The organism is Achromobacter insuavis, assembly GCF_902859645.1.
Classification (GTDB): Bacteria; Pseudomonadota; Gammaproteobacteria; order Burkholderiales; family Burkholderiaceae_B; genus Achromobacter; species Achromobacter insuavis.
Map to the genome: position 1 here is coordinate 100364 of NZ_CADIJR010000009.1, position 15411 is coordinate 115774.

Annotated in this window: 14 protein-coding genes and 1 tRNA gene; 7 read left to right on the forward strand and 8 right to left on the reverse strand. The window is 66.1% G+C overall.

Annotated elements, in window-relative coordinates; genetic code table 11:
- Window positions 1-6: 6 nt before the first annotated feature.
- From H0523_RS07710 to H0523_RS07725, 4 genes are read left to right on the forward strand one after another with little or no spacing between them, the layout of a single operon-like run.
- Window positions 7-963 carry an NAD(P)H-dependent flavin oxidoreductase gene (locus H0523_RS07710; protein WP_054432075.1) on the forward strand — a complete coding sequence of 319 codons (957 nt, stop codon included), beginning with the start codon at window positions 7-9 and terminating at the stop codon, window positions 961-963.
- A 58-nt stretch (window positions 964-1021) separates the two neighbouring features.
- Window positions 1022-1807 carry a class-II aminoacyl-tRNA synthetase family protein gene (locus H0523_RS07715; RefSeq protein WP_054432073.1) on the forward strand — a complete coding sequence of 262 codons (786 nt, stop codon included), beginning with the start codon at window positions 1022-1024 and terminating at the stop codon, window positions 1805-1807.
- On the forward strand, window positions 1808-2191 hold the full coding sequence (locus H0523_RS07720; protein WP_054432072.1) for a thioesterase family protein: 384 nt from the start codon (window positions 1808-1810) through the stop codon (window positions 2189-2191).
- Complete coding sequence (locus H0523_RS07725) at window positions 2166-2687, forward strand: 4'-phosphopantetheinyl transferase family protein (RefSeq protein ID WP_156350136.1); 522 nt, start codon at window positions 2166-2168, stop codon at window positions 2685-2687. Before H0523_RS07720 ends, H0523_RS07725 begins: the two co-directional genes overlap by 26 nt.
- 136 nt (window positions 2688-2823) lie before the next feature.
- Here the strand turns inward: H0523_RS07725 and H0523_RS07730 are convergent.
- From H0523_RS07730 to H0523_RS07745, 4 genes are all read right to left on the reverse strand, one after another.
- A tRNA-Ala gene (locus tag H0523_RS07730) sits at window positions 2824-2899 on the reverse strand.
- Window positions 2900-2969: 70 nt separating this feature from the next.
- Complete coding sequence (xth, locus tag H0523_RS07735) at window positions 2970-3752, reverse strand: exodeoxyribonuclease III (RefSeq protein WP_054432068.1); 783 nt, start codon at window positions 3750-3752, stop codon at window positions 2970-2972.
- 249 nt (window positions 3753-4001) lie between these two features.
- On the reverse strand, window positions 4002-4313 hold the full coding sequence (locus H0523_RS07740) for an addiction module antidote protein (RefSeq protein ID WP_054432067.1): 312 nt from the start codon (window positions 4311-4313) through the stop codon (window positions 4002-4004).
- Window positions 4310-4624, reverse strand: coding sequence for a type II toxin-antitoxin system RelE/ParE family toxin (locus H0523_RS07745; RefSeq protein ID WP_054432065.1), 315 nt, complete (start codon window positions 4622-4624; stop codon window positions 4310-4312). The genes H0523_RS07740 and H0523_RS07745 overlap by 4 nt, the downstream gene beginning before the upstream one ends.
- Before the next feature lie 426 nt (window positions 4625-5050).
- Between H0523_RS07745 and H0523_RS07750 the strand changes: the two genes are divergently transcribed.
- On the forward strand, window positions 5051-8392 hold the full coding sequence (locus H0523_RS07750; RefSeq protein ID WP_082404553.1) for a DEAD/DEAH box helicase: 3342 nt from the start codon (window positions 5051-5053) through the stop codon (window positions 8390-8392).
- Window positions 8393-8418: 26 nt separating this feature from the next.
- Here H0523_RS07750 and H0523_RS07755 read toward each other — a convergent pair whose 3' ends face one another.
- Both H0523_RS07755 and H0523_RS07760 read right to left on the reverse strand, forming a co-directional pair.
- Entirely contained in the window at window positions 8419-9195 is a 777-nt protein-coding gene (locus H0523_RS07755; RefSeq protein WP_054432061.1) for a 3-oxoacyl-ACP reductase, read from the reverse strand.
- 17 nt (window positions 9196-9212) lie between these two features.
- Window positions 9213-10016, reverse strand: a complete 804-nt coding sequence (locus tag H0523_RS07760) for a FadR/GntR family transcriptional regulator (protein WP_054432059.1) — start codon at window positions 10014-10016, stop codon at window positions 9213-9215.
- A 239-nt stretch (window positions 10017-10255) separates the two neighbouring features.
- Between H0523_RS07760 and H0523_RS07765 the strand changes: the two genes are divergently transcribed.
- Window positions 10256-11689 carry an aldehyde dehydrogenase family protein gene (locus tag H0523_RS07765; protein WP_054432057.1) on the forward strand — a complete coding sequence of 478 codons (1434 nt, stop codon included), beginning with the start codon at window positions 10256-10258 and terminating at the stop codon, window positions 11687-11689.
- Window positions 11690-11799: 110 nt separating this feature from the next.
- Complete coding sequence (locus tag H0523_RS07770) at window positions 11800-12504, forward strand: riboflavin synthase (RefSeq protein WP_054432056.1); 705 nt, start codon at window positions 11800-11802, stop codon at window positions 12502-12504.
- Window positions 12505-12592: 88 nt separating this feature from the next.
- Here H0523_RS07770 and H0523_RS07775 read toward each other — a convergent pair whose 3' ends face one another.
- Window positions 12593-14086 carry a M81 family metallopeptidase gene (locus H0523_RS07775; RefSeq protein WP_054432054.1) on the reverse strand — a complete coding sequence of 498 codons (1494 nt, stop codon included), beginning with the start codon at window positions 14084-14086 and terminating at the stop codon, window positions 12593-12595.
- Between the two features lie 18 nt (window positions 14087-14104).
- The gene (locus tag H0523_RS07780; RefSeq protein WP_054432052.1) at window positions 14105-15406 is read right to left on the reverse strand and encodes an MFS transporter; all 1302 of its coding nucleotides are present in this window, start codon (window positions 15404-15406) and stop codon (window positions 14105-14107) included.
- Window positions 15407-15411: the final 5 nt, after the last annotated feature.

A 15411-nucleotide genomic window follows, 5' to 3' on the forward strand; every position in this document is an offset into this window, starting at 1 on the left:
CACACCATGGCGCAGATTGCCAGCAGTTCCGAGGTGAAAGCGTTTTTCGGCGCGCGCTTGCCCATCCTGCAGGCCGGCATGGGCGGCGTGGCGCAGCCGGAATTGGCGGCCGCCGTGTGCGAGGCGGGCGCGTTCGGAATGATTGGCCTGTATCGCCACACGCTGGACGAGATCGGCCTGTTGCTTGCGCAGACCGCCGCGCTGACCGGGGCGCGCTTTGGCGTGAACCTGGTGCCCTTCGTGCTGGACGCGGACGCGCTGCTGGAGCGGTTGGCCTTTTTGGCGGACTGTCCGGAGCGGCCGATCGTGACCTTCTTCGGTCTGCCCGGCGCCCCCGTGCTGCGGGCCTTGCCGGCCGGGATGGAGTATGGCGTGCAAGCGGGGACCTGGGACGAGCTGCAAGCGGCGTTCGATGCCGGCGCGCGCTTTGGCGTGTTGCAGACGACGGAGGCGGGCGGCCATCACCTGGGTTCGACCGCGCGCGCGCAGGCGCTGGACCAGGCTGCCCGCCATGATGTCGACAAGAGCATGGTGTTCATCAGCGGCGGCATCAGTAACCCGGTGGAGTTGCGCCAGGTGATGCAGGCCGGATTTTCCGGCGTCCTGTGCGGCACGGTATTCGCGGCAACCCGGGAGTCCGCCGCGCACGAGCGCTACAAGCAGGCAATCGTGAACGCCACGCCCGGCGATACCGTGGTCACCGACCGCTTCAGCGTGGGGTGGCATACCCATCGCCACCGGGTCATCCGCAATGCCAGCTGCAAGGAATCGCTGCCGGCGAGCGTCATCGGCTCCGCGAATTACTTTGGAAAGCGTTATCCCATTTTGCGTTACAGCGTTGCGGTACCCACCGTCCACACCGAGGGTCTGATCGAGGACATGGCGTTGTATTGCGGAACGTCCTGCAAGGACACGCATTCCATCCGAACCGTGCGCCAGGTGCTGGCTGACTTGACGGCGTAAGGCGGGGTCGTGTCCGCATTCTTCTAAGTGCTTTCAGGGATTTTCAGGAGATTCTGTCGTGATCATCGAAAAGCAATGGCATCAGGTAAAGAACGTGCTGCAGGGCAAACTCGACGACATATTCTCGATTGCGCCCGACGCCACCACGGAGTTCGACAGCTTGCTGGCCCATGAAGAGATCAATGCGCTGGGCTATGTGCGCAATTTCCCGCACCTGACCTGCGTCATGTGCTCGATAGAAGAGGGGGAGCTGCTGGGGTTCGCGCGCGGCCAGCGCAAGCTGGACCAGGATTTCAAGGCGCTGTCCGCCGACGTGGCCTTGTTGCCGGCGACCTGCTACAAGGTCTACCTGGGGCTGCAAGGACAGCATCTGGAAGGCGCGCGGGTGGAATCCTGCATCGCGCGCTGCTTCCGGCACGAGGACAAGGCGCTGGATCGTTACCGTGCCTTCAACTTCACCATGAAGGAATACGTGTACCTGGGCACGGCGGAGGGCGCGCAGGCGCACCTGGAAGCCGGTTATGACCGCCTGTTCTCCCTGTTCGCGCAACTGGGAATCCGCGCGGGTTGTGAAGAAGCCAACGATCCCTTCTTTGATTCAGGCAGCGCCGTGGCGCGCCTGTCGGCGCTGACGCCCACCAAGCGCGAACTGGTGTTCGACGGCCACGCCGTGTCGTCGCTGAACTATCACCGCAACTACTTTGGTGAAAAGTTCGATATCCGCCTGGCCGGCAACTTCGTGCACACCAGTTGTGTCGCGTTCGGCTTGGAGCGCTGGATCTCCATGTTCAAGGATCGTTTCGGCAATGCGGCGCAGGCGCTCGCCGCGCTGGAGCGCGCCTAGATGGGGCATCCGACCGTACAGGCGCAGGCATTGTTCCAGACAGGCCAGCAGTTCCAGAAAACCTGGGTGGTCGATGCCGCCGCCAGCGCATTGAGCTATGGCGGAGATCTGGATGTGCTGGCCACCCCGGTGATTGTCTATTGGATCGAGTCTTATGCGACGGAGTGCATCCGGCTGGCGGGCGACGGGCGTTGCGGGTCGGTCGGGCATGCGGTCAGTGTGCGGCACGTGGCGCCCGCGCATCCGGGTAGCGCGGTGCGGCTGACGATCACGGTAGAGGCCATGTTCGGCAATTCCCTGCGGTTCAGCGCGCGCGCCGTGGCGGGCGAGGCCGACACCCTGATCGCGACCGGCTCGCATGACCGTACCCTCGTCGAACTTTGACGTCACGGTGATGTTGGGCGCTCTGGACCCCGCGCTGTCCGGGCGGGCCAGGCGCACACGGTTGGGCAAGCCGTACCTTCCCGGTCTTGCTGGTTTCGGCGTGAGCGACAGTGCCGGCACGCAGGCGCGGCTATACGCCAATCGCAAGTACGTGGGCATTGACATCGAGCATCTGGACCGGCCCGATCTGGCCGCCCGCCAACACCGTCTGGCGGCCTGGCTGGCGCGGCGGGACCTCGTCGTCGTGGATTTCCTGGCCGGCTGGGTCGCCCGCGAGGCTTGCGCGAAAAGCGTGGGGCTGGGGCTGCTGCATGCGCTGCCGCGCCTGTCCATCACCTGGGCGCGACCGCTCGATCAGGGCGGGGCGCAAGAGATCGGCCTGGTATTTGGCCGCTGGAGATTCGTCGCGCGGTGCGAGCGGGTCGGCAGGGTGCTGCTATGCGTGTGTTACCGGCAGGAGTATGGCAAGCCGCGCATCTCCTTGCTGCGGCCTTGAATCCATGGGCCGATCCGCCGCAAAACCAAACAAAACAGCGCCAAACAAAACAGCGCCAAACAAAAACAGCGCCAAACAAAAACAGCGCCCTAAGGCGCTGTCTTGGACTTACTCCAGATTTCGCTGGAGCTTGAATTGGTGGAGCGGAGGAGGATCGAACTCCCGACCTTCGCATTGCGAACGCGACGCTCTCCCAGCTGAGCTACCGCCCCAAATCAAGCAAGACCGCAAATATACAGGAATTCCCGCGCGCCGCGCAAGCTGGCGCGCAAGATTTTTTGCTCAATCGAACGTCAGCGTGGCCACCACCGGCGCATGGTCGGACGGCTGCTCGTTGCGGCGCGGTTCCTTGTCGATCACGCAGGCGGTGCAGCGCTTGACCAGCGGCGCCGACAGCAGGATGTGGTCGATGCGCAGGCCGGCATTGCGGCGGAATGCGAACTGGCGGTAGTCCCACCACGAAAACGACTTCTCGGGCTGCTCGAACAGGCGGAACGAGTCGGCCAGGCCCAGGTCCACCAGGTGCTGCAGCGCGTGGCGCTCGGGTTCGGACACCAGCACCTGGCCTTCCCATTTCTCGGGGTTGTGCACGTCCTCGTCGGCCGGCGCGACGTTGTAGTCGCCCAGCACCGCCAGGCGCGGGTACTGCTTGATCTCGTCGGCCAGCCAGGCGCGCATGGCCTCGAACCATTCGAGCTTGTAGGCGTACTTGTCGGAGCCGACCGCCTGGCCATTGGGGCAATAGGCGCAGACCACGCGCACGTCGCCATCGGCGCTGGGGAAGGTCAGGGCCAGCACGCGCTGCTGCGGGTCTTCGTAATTGGGGATGTTGCGGACCATCGACGTGCCTGGCACGCGCGACACGATGGCGACGCCGTTGTAGGTCTTCTGGCCGGCCCAGACCGCGTGGTAGCCGGCTTCCTTGAAGGCGGCCTCGGGGAACTTGTCGTCGGTCAGCTTCAGTTCCTGGATGCACAGCACGTCGACGGGATTGGCGGCCAGCCAGTCCAGCACCTGCGGCAGGCGCACGTTGAGGGAGTTGACGTTCCAGGTGGCGAGTTTCATGGGGAGAATGCAGTTTGTTGTTTCAGAGGGTTGGGGGGGATTCTCTAGGAAATCTTGGCTTCCGGCTACTGGCCCGGCGACTACCGAACCTTCTTGAAAATCGACCGAATAGGTTTTTTCTTGCCGGCGATGGCGTGGTTTCGCGTGTCATCGACATGTGCTTATGGTCCTCTCCCGCCGACTCTGCGGGGACGGCTGGGTTCCTGCGCGGCTCGGGTTTTCGATTCGGTCGTGGCTCGTCATGCGGGCCTAGGCCGGATGTTCGGCCTGGACGACCAGGCGTACGCCCAGTGCCTTGCATACCTTGGCGATGGTGTCAAAGCGCGGGCTGGCGCCGGCACGCAGGGCCTTGTACAGGGATTCCCGGCCAATACCGGCGGTCTCGGCAATTTGCGTCATGCCGCGAGCGCGCGCGGCAACTCCCAGCGCCTGGGCAAGCTCATCGAAGTCTCCGTCCTCGATCACCTGCGTCAAGTAGGCGGCGATGTCCTTGTCGTCGCGCAGGTAACGCGCAGGGTCGAAGGTGGGCAGTTCGGAAACCTTGATCGTCTTCTTGCTCATGATTGGTCTTCCTCGTCGTTTCTCAGGGCCCGCGCCAATTCCTTCGCGTGCTTGACGTCACGGCGTTGTGTGGTCTTTGTGCCGCCGCCCAGCATGACGATCAGCACGTCGCCCTGCTCGATGTAATACATGCGCCAGCCAGGGCCAAAGAACTCGCGCATCTCGCTCACGCCCTCTCCGACCGGTTTCACATCGCCCAGCAAACCTCGCGCGGCCTTTTCAAGCCTGCGGATCAGGCGGGCTCGCGTAGCTGGGTCTGTCAGGCTGTCGAACCAAGCGTCGAACGCTGGCAGCGGCTTTATGTGGTACATGATTAGTGTATTCGATCGGATACTTTCTCGGCAAGCGGATCGGCGACGTGATGCCGGTGCGTGACGTATGCAACATGCTCGCGGGTGGTGCCCGGATGCGTCGTGTGCCACTCGAAGGCGCGGCGCATGAGCGGGCTGGGGCGTTGAACCTTCGGGCGATTAGTGTCGTGCCAGCAGTCTAGCAAGGGGGGGCAGGAGGGCTTGGCGAGTCGACCCTTCGTTGTGTCCGAAACTACGGGAAACGTCGAGGGGTAGCGCTTCACGCATGGTTCACTGCTTTCTGCAATCTGTGTGAACCAAAAGTGCGTTCAATCCGAACCGGAAAGTCATCGCGTTCGTATAAATTATTATCAATTTGTATAATTTTCAAAACGCCAATATCCGACCCCAATCGGAAGTTCCGCAGTCCTGAAAGAGAACAAAACAATGGCAGAACAACAGCAGGGCCGGCAGCCTGCAATATCTCAAGCACCGCTAATATTGCGGTTCTGGCGCGCCGTCGAGGCGTGCGTCCCGCAAAAGGCCGAGAAAGCCAACCCCGCCCACCTCACCGAGCCTGTCTACCGATTACGCGCGGACGAGTCCTTGCCCTGGTTCGATCCGAAACACCAGGCCAAACGCATTGCGCCGCGCCTTGCCTGGCGCTACACGCTGCAGGCGGGGCTCTACGATATCGAGCGGTTTGCGGCATCGCTGGAAGTCAAGCTTGGTTCGCACGAGGATGTGTTCGACGAGCGCCGTCCCAGTGGCCAAGCCCGCCTCTTTGACTTGGCTTTCGACGAAGACGGCTATCCTCTGCCGCAGAATTTCGTGTTGTCCCTGGCGTGTTGGGCGGCAGGGCAGATCCTGCATTACCCTGACGGCATCGCGGTGCTGGAAGACGGCGGCAGGATCGTCACGACCGGCTTGCCAGAGGCCAATCCGGAGATACCGAGTCCGAACAGCGGCTATGCGGGCTTTGACATGCTGGTTCGCCGGCTTATCCAGTGGCTCGTCGATGCTACTGCCGCGGCCAGACAGGAAAAGGCGCCGCCCACCCGTGCCTGGGTCGATGCGTTGAGCGGGCGCGTTGCCGCCCTTTGTCTACTGCCCGAGGGGATGATCTCCTCGACCCACGCCGCCAAATGCGTCCAGGTCAAGAGAGCCGAAGCGACGGGCGATCAGGGCGCGTCCGATCCCCAGCCGGGAGATGATCTGCTGAACAGTTTCTTTGTTGGCGATCTCAACGCGCTGAGCCGTGCCTGGGTCAATGGCGATGTCGGGAAAGGGCTGGCCGAGTATATCCAGGCGGTGGCCAGGGTGGATCCCGCGCGCGTGGATCTGCGCGAGGCGCATGGGGTGGCGACTGCTTTCGCGGCGTTGAATCCCGCGGCTTTTCCTGCGGGAAGTTGGCCTTCGGATCATCCGCTTGCATTCAGCCAGCAACTGGCCGTCAATGAACTGTGGCGCCAGCTCGAAGCCAAGCCTGGAATCTTTGCGATCAATGGACCGCCGGGCACGGGCAAGACCACCTTGTTACGCGATGTGGTAGCGGCGGTTGTCACTGCGCGCGCGGCGCACCTGGCGCGGCTGGGAGGGCAGGCCTTTGCCGGGCGGACGAAAAAGAAACTAGGTGAATTCTGGTGCAACTATCGACCGTTGCACGCTGACCTGAGCGGGTTCGCCATCGTTGTGGCCTCGGCCAACAACGGCGCGGTGGAGAACATTTCGCTGGAACTGCCTGGCATCAAGGCCGTACCTGCCGATACGACCGGGCGCAGCGCGCATCCGGATGGTTATTACAAGTGCCTGGCCGGCAACGTCCTGGGCAATGCCGCCTGGGGGCTCCTGGCCGCACGCATGGGATCGAAGGCCAACCGTGGCGCGTTCATGAACAGCTTCTGGTGGAGGAATCCACCTGGCGTCCATTCCAGGAAAAATCAGCCGGATGCACAAGACGATCCCACGCAAGCGGCGCTTCTGGCTCGGTGGGACGCCAATCCCTTTGCCGAGGGTGGGGAAGGGCTACGCTATCACCTGAGCCGGATCATCGAGGGCGGGCGCAAGCCAGAGATGAGTTGGACACAGGCTGTGGCCCGGTTCGAACAGGCGCGGGAGGCCGAACGTCAATGCCGAAGCGCCTTGGAGGCGGGTGCGAAACTTCCGGAGGCTGTCCTCAAGGCGCGCGCCCAGGCCGAGGAACTAGAACGTGGCGTGCAAGCTATCCAGGGCGAACTCGCGACGCGACAAGCCGCGCTGCCGACGCTACAGGAGCGCGTCGACAATCTGCAAGCGCGGATTGCCGGCGTGCTCAAGCAGTGTGCTGCGGCGCAGGCCGAATTGGCCAGCCACGATCGGGCCAGGCCAGGATTGCTGATCTGGCTTTCGACCTGGGGGCGCTCGCATCGCGAATGGTGGAACAGGCGCAACCAGATCGATGCTCAAGTCAGGCAATCCAGGGCCGATCACGATGGCCTGGCCGCAGAGTGCAACAAGGCCAAGGCCACGCACCAGGAAGCGGCCGGTGGGGACGAGAAGCTGAGGGCTGCCTTGCGGCAAAAGCAGGTCGCTCATCAAGAGGCACTGCACAGGCTTGACGCGGCTGGACATGCATGTCGGCAGGCGATGCAGCGCTTGGGGGCGTACTGGACGCAATCGAGCGCCGATGATGCCGTCCGGGAGCTGTCCTCGCCCTGGTCGACGCCGGCTTGGCGCCGCGCGCGGCAAGATCTGTTTCTGGCCGGATTGGATGTGCATCGTGCTTTCATCGAATCCCATCCTCAGGAGATCATCGACAACCTTGGCTTGGCCTCGAACTGGCTCCAAGGTAAGGGCATGCCCGAAGACATGGCGCGCGTGGCGCTTGGGAGCCTCGCCCTCGTGGTTCCGGTGATCTCCACGACCTTCGCCTCGATTCCTCGCATGTTCCATTCGCTTGGGCGGGAGTCGATCGGCTGGCTTTTGATCGACGAGGCCGGCCAGGCATTGCCTCAACAGGCCGCCGGTGCCATCTGGCGGGCGGCGCGCACTGTCGTGGTGGGCGATCCCAACCAGCTTGAACCCGTACTGGGCATGCCGGCAGCGGTCGAGGGCGCACTGGCTCGGCACTATGACGTACCTCGGGATTGGTGGCCCAGCTTCACATCGGCGCAGCGCCTGTCGGATCAGAGCATGTCGATGGGGACCTGGCTGCCGGGCAAGGAGAACGGGAAAGTCTGGGTCGGCTCGCCGCTGCGTGTACACCGCCGTTGCGATGATCCGATGTTCTCCATCAGCAACGGCATTGCTTATGACGGGCTGATGGTTCAAGGGAAATCGCCGTCCGCCCATTCGTGGCCGCGTTGCCATTGGATCGACGTCCGCGCGCAAACCAGTGCGGGCAATTGGGTGCCTGAGGAAGGGGAGGCTGCGAGGAAGCTGTTGCGGTCTTTACAGGCTGAGCACCAGGTCGCGCCCAAGGACATTTTCCTGATCTCGCCGTTCAAGGATGGGGCGATGCAACTGCGCGCGATGGCCAGGATGCTTGGACTCGATCCTGCCAAGACCGGGACGGTGCACACGACCCAGGGCAAGGAGGCCGAAGTCGTTATCTTGGTGCTGGGCGGCAATCCTCAGCGCCCGGGGGCCAAGGATTGGGCTGCGCAAAGCCCCAACCTGCTCAATGTGGCGGTCAGCCGGGCCAAGGCCCGGCTGTATGTGATCGGCGATCGCGCCGCTTGGAGCCAACGCCCTTATTTCCGCGTCCTGGACCAGTGCCTTGGTGTCGGCCGCGAGACGCCCTCGCATTAACCACATTCGTCGACGCGCCGCGCCCGTCACCCCTTCACCAGCCCCCCATCCACGATCAGATTCTGCCCCGTCACCGCGCGCGACCACGGGCTGGCGAAGAACAGCACCGCGTCGGCGAACTGTTCCGGCGTGGTCACTTCGCGCAGCGGCGTGCTGGCGGCGATCAGGTCGAACACCGCCGCCGGCGTGGCGGCCGAGGCGTCGGTGGTGCGCAGCAGGCCGCCGGACACCATGTTGACGGTGATGCCGTCGGCGCCCAGTTCGTGCGACAGCGTGCGCGTGAAGGCCAGCAGGGCGGCCTTGGCGGCGGTGTAGTCGTGGTACGGCACCACCGGGTTCTGGACCAGGTTGGTGCCGACGTTGATGATGCGGCCGCCGCCGGCCGCGCGCATCGACGGCAGTACGGCCTGGGTGGTGTTGAGGGCGGCGCGCACGCTGCCTTCGAGCTGCGCGTTCATGCGCGCCCAGTCGAGCGTGTCGGCGTGGGGGCGGGTGTCGCCGTCGAACTGGAAGGCGGGCAGGGCGTTGTTGACCACGGTGCCGACCGGCCGGCCGAAATGCTCGCTGGCGCGCGCCACCATGGCGGCGACCGCGTCGGCGTCGCGCACGTCCGCCTGCACGGCCAGCGCGCGGTCCGGCGCGGTTGCCGCCAGCTCGCGGGCCGCGGCTTCGCTGTTCAGGTAGTTGATGACGACCCGCGCGCCCTCGCGCAGGAAGGCGCGGGCGATGGCCGCGCCCAGGCCGCGGCTGGCGCCGGTGACGATGACGAGTTGCTGGTTCAGGGCGAGGGTGGGGCTGGGCATGGCGGGAATTCAGTGAATCAATGTTCCGAGCCGCTGTTGAGCATGCGGCTGCGGGCTTTTTCGATATGGGCGCGCATGATGTTGCGGGCGCCCTCGGCGTCCTGTTCGCGGATCAGGCGGTAGATCTGGCGGTGTTCGTCGATGGCGGCGCGGGTGCGCTTCCAGGGCTCGCTGTGGACCAGGTGGCGCATCATGTTGACGGCATGGCTGACGTCGTACTCCAGCGACTTGAGCACCTGCACGAAGCGCTGGTTGCCGGTGGCCGCCGCGATGGCGCGGTGAAAGCCATAGTCATGATGGTGGGCGATGGCGCCGGCGGCGTCGGCGGCTTCGTAGCCGGCCAGCATGCGGTCCATTTCCAGCAGGTCGTCGTCGGTGCGGCGCAGGGCGGCCAGGTAGGCGCATTCCGGCTCGATCACCATGCGCAGTTCCAGCCCCTCCAGGATATGGCCGACCCGGCGCGCGGGATCGACCGCCGGCATGCCGCCCATCAGGTCGGGCTTGGCGCGCACGTAGCTGCCCGAGCCGCGCACGGATTCGACCAACTGGTCTTCGCGCAGCCGGTCCAGCGCCTGCCGCACCACCGGGCGCGACACCTCGAACAGCGCCGCCAGTTCCAGTTCGGTGGGCAGCTTGGCGCCCGGCCCGATCTTGCCGGTGGCGATGGCGTAGAACAGGCTCTCGTAGACGCGTTCGGCGAAGCGCTCGGCGCGTACGTAGCCCAGGCCGGACGCCACTTCGGCCAGCACGTCCAGCTCGGGCCGCGGGCGGGTGGCCGCGCTCAGCAGCTTGTCCAGTTGCGGATCGCGCACGTTGCTCATGGCGGGGCTCCAACGGCGCGGACGCCGGGTTTGTTATCGGTCATGACAAATCGAACAAGACGCCCTGGCGCACACGGCGATGCAAGGGCTTGAAAGCCTAGGGATAACCCCAGTCCGGCCAAAAATATCCTGAAGCTTGGGACGAAAGCTGTCAATTCAATTGACAAGTTGTTGAGGGCTCCCTTACCTTGAATCCATCCCGCAACCGGCCAACCGGCCGCTACTTTACTCCGCACACCGTGACCCAGAAGAACTTTATCGCCAACCAGTGGGTGCCCGCCGCCAGCGGCGAAACCATTCCCGTCCTGAACCCGTCCGATGGCAAGGCCTTCGACGCCATCGCGCGTTCGGGCGAGGAAGACGTGGACCGCGCCGTGGTCGCCGCGCGCGAGGCCTTCGAGGGCGAGTGGGGCCAGATGGCGCCCGCCGCCCGCAGCCGCCTGCTCATGCGCATCGCCTTCGCGCTGCTGGAGCGCCAGGAAGAATTGGCGCAGCTGGAATCGGCCGACGCCGGCAAGCCGATCAAGCAGGCCCGCGCCGACGCGGCCGCGGTGGCGCGCTATTTCGAGTTCTACGCCGGCGCGGTCGACAAGCTGCATGGCGAGACCATTCCCTACACCCCCGGCTTCACCGTGCTGACCGTGCGCGAGGCGCATGGCGTCACCGGCCACATCGTGCCGTGGAACTATCCGCTGCAGATCTTCGGCCGCAGCGTCGGCGCCGCGCTGGCCGCGGGCAATGCCTGCGTGGTCAAGCCGGCCGAGGACGCCTGCCTGTCGCTGCTCAAGGTGGCCGAGATCGCCGCCGAGGTGGGCCTGCCCGCCGGCGCGCTGAACATCTGCACCGGCTACGGCCACGAGGCCGGCGCCGCCTTGTCGGCGCACCCGGGCATCGACCACATCTCGTTCACCGGCTCGCCGCAGACCGGCAAGATGGTGGCGCACGCCGCCGCCGAAAACCACGTGCCGGTGACGCTGGAACTGGGCGGCAAGTCGCCGCAGATCGTGTTCGACGACGCCGACCTGGACGCCGCCATGCCGGTGCTGCTGGCCGCCATCATCCAGAACGCCGGCCAGACCTGCTCGGCCGGCAGCCGCGTGCTGATCCAGCGCGGCGTCTACGAGAAAGTGCTGGCGCGCCTGGGCGAGGCCTTCTCGGCCACCGTCACCGGCCCGGCCGCGCAGGACCTGGACGTCGGTCCGCTGATCAGCGCCCGCCAGCATGACCGCGTGCGCGGTTTCCTGGCCGAGGCCGAAGCCGAGGGCCTGAAGGTCGCCGCGCGCGGCAAGCTCAAGGACGGCGCGCCCGACAGCGGCTTCTACCAGCCGCCGGTGCTGTTCCGCGACGTGCCGCCCAAGAGCCGCCTGGCGCAGGAGGAAGTGTTCGGTCCAGTGCTGGCCGCCATGGTGTTCGACACCGAGGAAGAAGCGCTGGAGATCGCCAACGGCACGCTCTACGGCCTGGTGGCCGGCGTCTGGACCCGCGACGGCGGCCGCCAGCTGCGCCTGGCGCGCAAGCTGCGCGCCGGCCAGGTGTTCGTCAACAATTACGGCGCCGGCGGCGGCGTGGAACTGCCGTTCGGCGGTTCGCGCCAGTCGGGCTACGGCCGTGAAAAGGGCTTCGAGGCGCTGTACGGCTTCACCACCCTGAAGACCATCGCCATCCGCCACTGATCCGGCGGCGGCCGGGCGTGCCGCCCCGACAGGGGCGGGCGCCCGGTGGCAAAATATCGGTTACCTTTGATGTTTTGCCAGGGGCGCCACGCCCCGTATCCAGGATCAGCATGTTCACCGGTATTGTTCAAGGCACCGCGAAGATCGCGAAAATCGCGGATCGCGAAGGCCTGCGCACGTTCACGCTGGCGTTTCCCGAGGGCTTCTGCCAGGACCTGGCGATCGGCGCCAGCGTCTCGACCGACGGCGTCTGCCTGACGGTCACCGAAATCCTCGACGCCAACCAGGCCACCTTCGATGTCATGCTGCAAAGCCTGGCCATCACCACGCTCGGCAGCTACCAGGAAGGCGACCGCGCCAACGTCGAGCGCGCCGCCAAGGATGGCGCCGAGATCGGCGGCCATCCGCTCTCCGGCCACGTCGATTTCACCTCGGAAGTGGTGATGGTGAAGTCGTCGGACACCAATCGCCTGATGCGCTTCAGTATCCCCGAGGCCTTTCGCAAGTACGTGTTCGCCAAGGGCTACATCGCCATCAACGGCGCCAGCCTGACCGTGTCCGAGGTCAACCGCGCCGAAGGCTGGTTCGAAGTCTGGCTGATCCCCGAGACCCGCCGCATGACGGTGTTCGAGGACAAGCAGGTGGGCGACCACGTCAACATCGAGATCGAGCGCAGCACCCAGGTGGTGGTGGACACGGTACGCGAGACGGTCCAGGAAAGCCTGGGCAAGCTGCAGCCGCTGCTGGAAGCCATCCTCAAGGAAAAAGGGCTGACGCTGGAAGATTTCGTCAGCCCGCAGGGCAAGCTCAAGTAAGCCGGGGCCGTCCGCGCCCCGTCCGCTTCCCGTTCGTGTCCGGACCTGCCGCGCGCCGAGCCGCGTCAGTGCGGGCGGCGCGCTGCCGTCAGAACGAGAACGCCGGCCCCAGCGGCTTGATGCGGATGCCCGGTTGCAGCCGGGTCCAGGGCAGGTCGGCGGGATCGGCCTGCATCGGGCCCGGGGCCTTGGCCACCAGCACCTCGTGCGCGATGGGCTGGAAGTCGGCGCGGAAGTGCACCGAGCTTTTCACCACCAAAATCGCCATCTCCTCGGGCTGCACGCCGCCGACGCGGAACAGGTTGCGGTCCAGCATCTGCGACTTGGTGGCGCTGACCACCACGCGCACGCCGCCCAGCCGCAGGCCGGCCACCGCCTCCAGGTCCACGTCCATGCCGTTCATCATCGGGCCGTCAAAGCGCAGCTTGCCGGATGACAGCGTCTCGACCACGAAGTCGCCCTCGAACGGCGCGTCGCCGGCCACGCCGGACTGCCCGCCCAACCGCAGCCGCACCGTGCTGCCGAGTCCGGCGGCGGTGGCCTGGCGCACCGCCTCGGGGTCATAGAACAGGCCCAGCGCGGCGTTCTGCGCGTTGGCCTGGACCAGCGCGCGCAGCATGCCGGTGGTGTTGGCGTCGCCGCCCGCGCCCGGATTGTCCTGGGTGTCGGCGATGACCACGGGGCGCGAGGCGCCGGCCGCGAGCGCCTGGGCCCGCTTGACCGCATCGGCCGGCGCCAGGAAGTCGGGCGACCATTGCGGTTCCAGTTCCAGCACGCGCTGGTACAGCGCCTCGGTCACGCGCTCGACCGCGTCGGCGTCGGTGCCATAGGCCCACACCACCGGGCCGCATTCGGGGAAATCGGCCGCCGGAAAGCCCGGCGCGAACGAGATCGAGGCCACGCCCGGCGTCTGCTCCAGGCGTTCCAGTTCTTCGTACACGCCCTGTGACGGCTGCAGCATCGTGCACATGCCGTTGATGGGGATCAGGAAGGGCAGGCGGCGTTCGGCCCGCACCCACTTGTCGCCGGCCGCGATGCGCGCGGCCAGCAGGCGCGCGGCATGCTCGCCGGTCACCGCCATGTCCACGTGCGGGTAGGTGCGGAAGGCGGCCAGGCCGTCGGCCTCGCGCAGCATCCGCGCGGTGACGTTGGCGTGCAGGTCCAGGCTGCCGACCACCGGCACGCCGGGGCCGACCAGGGCGCGCACCCGCGCCAGCAGTTCGCCTTCGCCGTCGTCCAGATGCTCGGCCACCATGGCGCCGTGCAGGTCCAGGTAGATGGCGTCGAAGCCGCCGGCGCGCGCCGCGTCGACGATCTCGCCGGCGATGCGTTCGTAGGCGTCGCGGGTGACGTGGGCCGACGGGCTGGCGCCGGCCCAGATCACCGTGCGCACGGTGTGGCCCTGCGCCAGCGCGGCGTTGATGAAGCCGCCGGCGGGGATGTTGACCTCGCGCAGCGCCAGCATGTCCTCGCCGCGCACCATGGCGGGAAAGCCCTCGCCGCGCACGAAGTTCTCATAGGCCGCCTTGGACGGCGCGAAGGTATTGGTCTCGTGCTGGAAGCCAGCCACCAGAATGTGCATGATCGATTCCTTGGAGCGTCAGGCGCGCGCGGGCGCGGATTGGGGAGGACGGTTCACCAGTAGCAGCAGGGCGCCGGCCACCAGCAGGGCGGAGATCGCGTACAGACCGCCGGCCAGGCTGCCGGTGGATTCCTTGATCCAGCCGATGATGGACGGACTGAGGAAACCGCCCAGCAGGCCGATGCTGTTGATCAGCGCGATGCCGCCCGCCGCGGCTTCCCCTTGCAGGTACTGCGACGGAATCGCCCAGAATACCGTGTAGGCGGCCCACATGAAGCCGGTGGCCAGCGTGATGGCCGTCAGGGATAGCGCGAATTGCGTCGGCGCCGCGGTGGCGATGCACAGCGCCACGCCGGCCAGCAGCGCCGGCACCAGCGTGTGCCAGCGGCGCTCGCGCAGGCGGTCGGAGCTGCGCGCGAACCCCAGCATGAAGACCGCCGCGGCCACGTATGGGATCGCCGAGTACAGGCCGATCTGCATGGTGTCCTGCACCCCCGCCAGCTTGAGCAGCGTCGGCAGCCAGAAGCTGACCGCGTAGATGCCGCAGATCAGGCAGAAGTAGGTCAGCGCCATGCCGTAGATGGCCGGGTCGCGCAGCACCTGGGCGAAGGCGTGCTTCTTGTGCGCGCCGCGGCTGTCCAGGTCGGCGGCCAGCAGCGCCTTTTCCTCGGCGCTGAGCCAGCGCGCCTCGGCCGGCTTGTCGTCCAGGTAGCGGAAGGCGATGACGCCCAGCAGCACACAGGGCAGGCCTTCGAGCAGGAACATCCATTGCCAGCCGTCCAGCCCGTGCGCGCCGGAGAAGGCCGTCATGATCCAGGCCGAGACCGGGCCGCCGACGATGCCGCCGATCGGGCCGGCCAGCATCACCACCGCCATGACGCCGGCCATGCGCGATTGCGAGTACCAGTAGGTCAGGTAGAAGATCATGCCGGGGGCGAAGCCGGCCTCGAACACGCCCAGCATGAAGCGCAGGACGTAGAAGCTCCATTCGCCCTGCACGAACAGCATCGAGGCCGAGGTCAGGCCCCACAGCACCATGATGCGGCTGATGGTGCGGCGCGCGCCGATGCGCGTCAGCAGCAGGTTGCTGGGCACCTCGAACATCACGTAGCCGAGAAAGAAGATGCCCGCGCCCAGGCCGTAGACGGCATCCGAGATGCCGATGTCCTGCTGCATCTGCAGCTTGGCGAAGCCGATGTTGATGCGGTCCAGGTAGGCGAACACATAACAGAGCAGCAGGAACGGCAGCAGGCGCCAGGTGATCTTGCGATAAAGCGGAGCCAGGCGCGGATCGGCGCCTGGCGTGGCCTGATGGGGCATTGCGT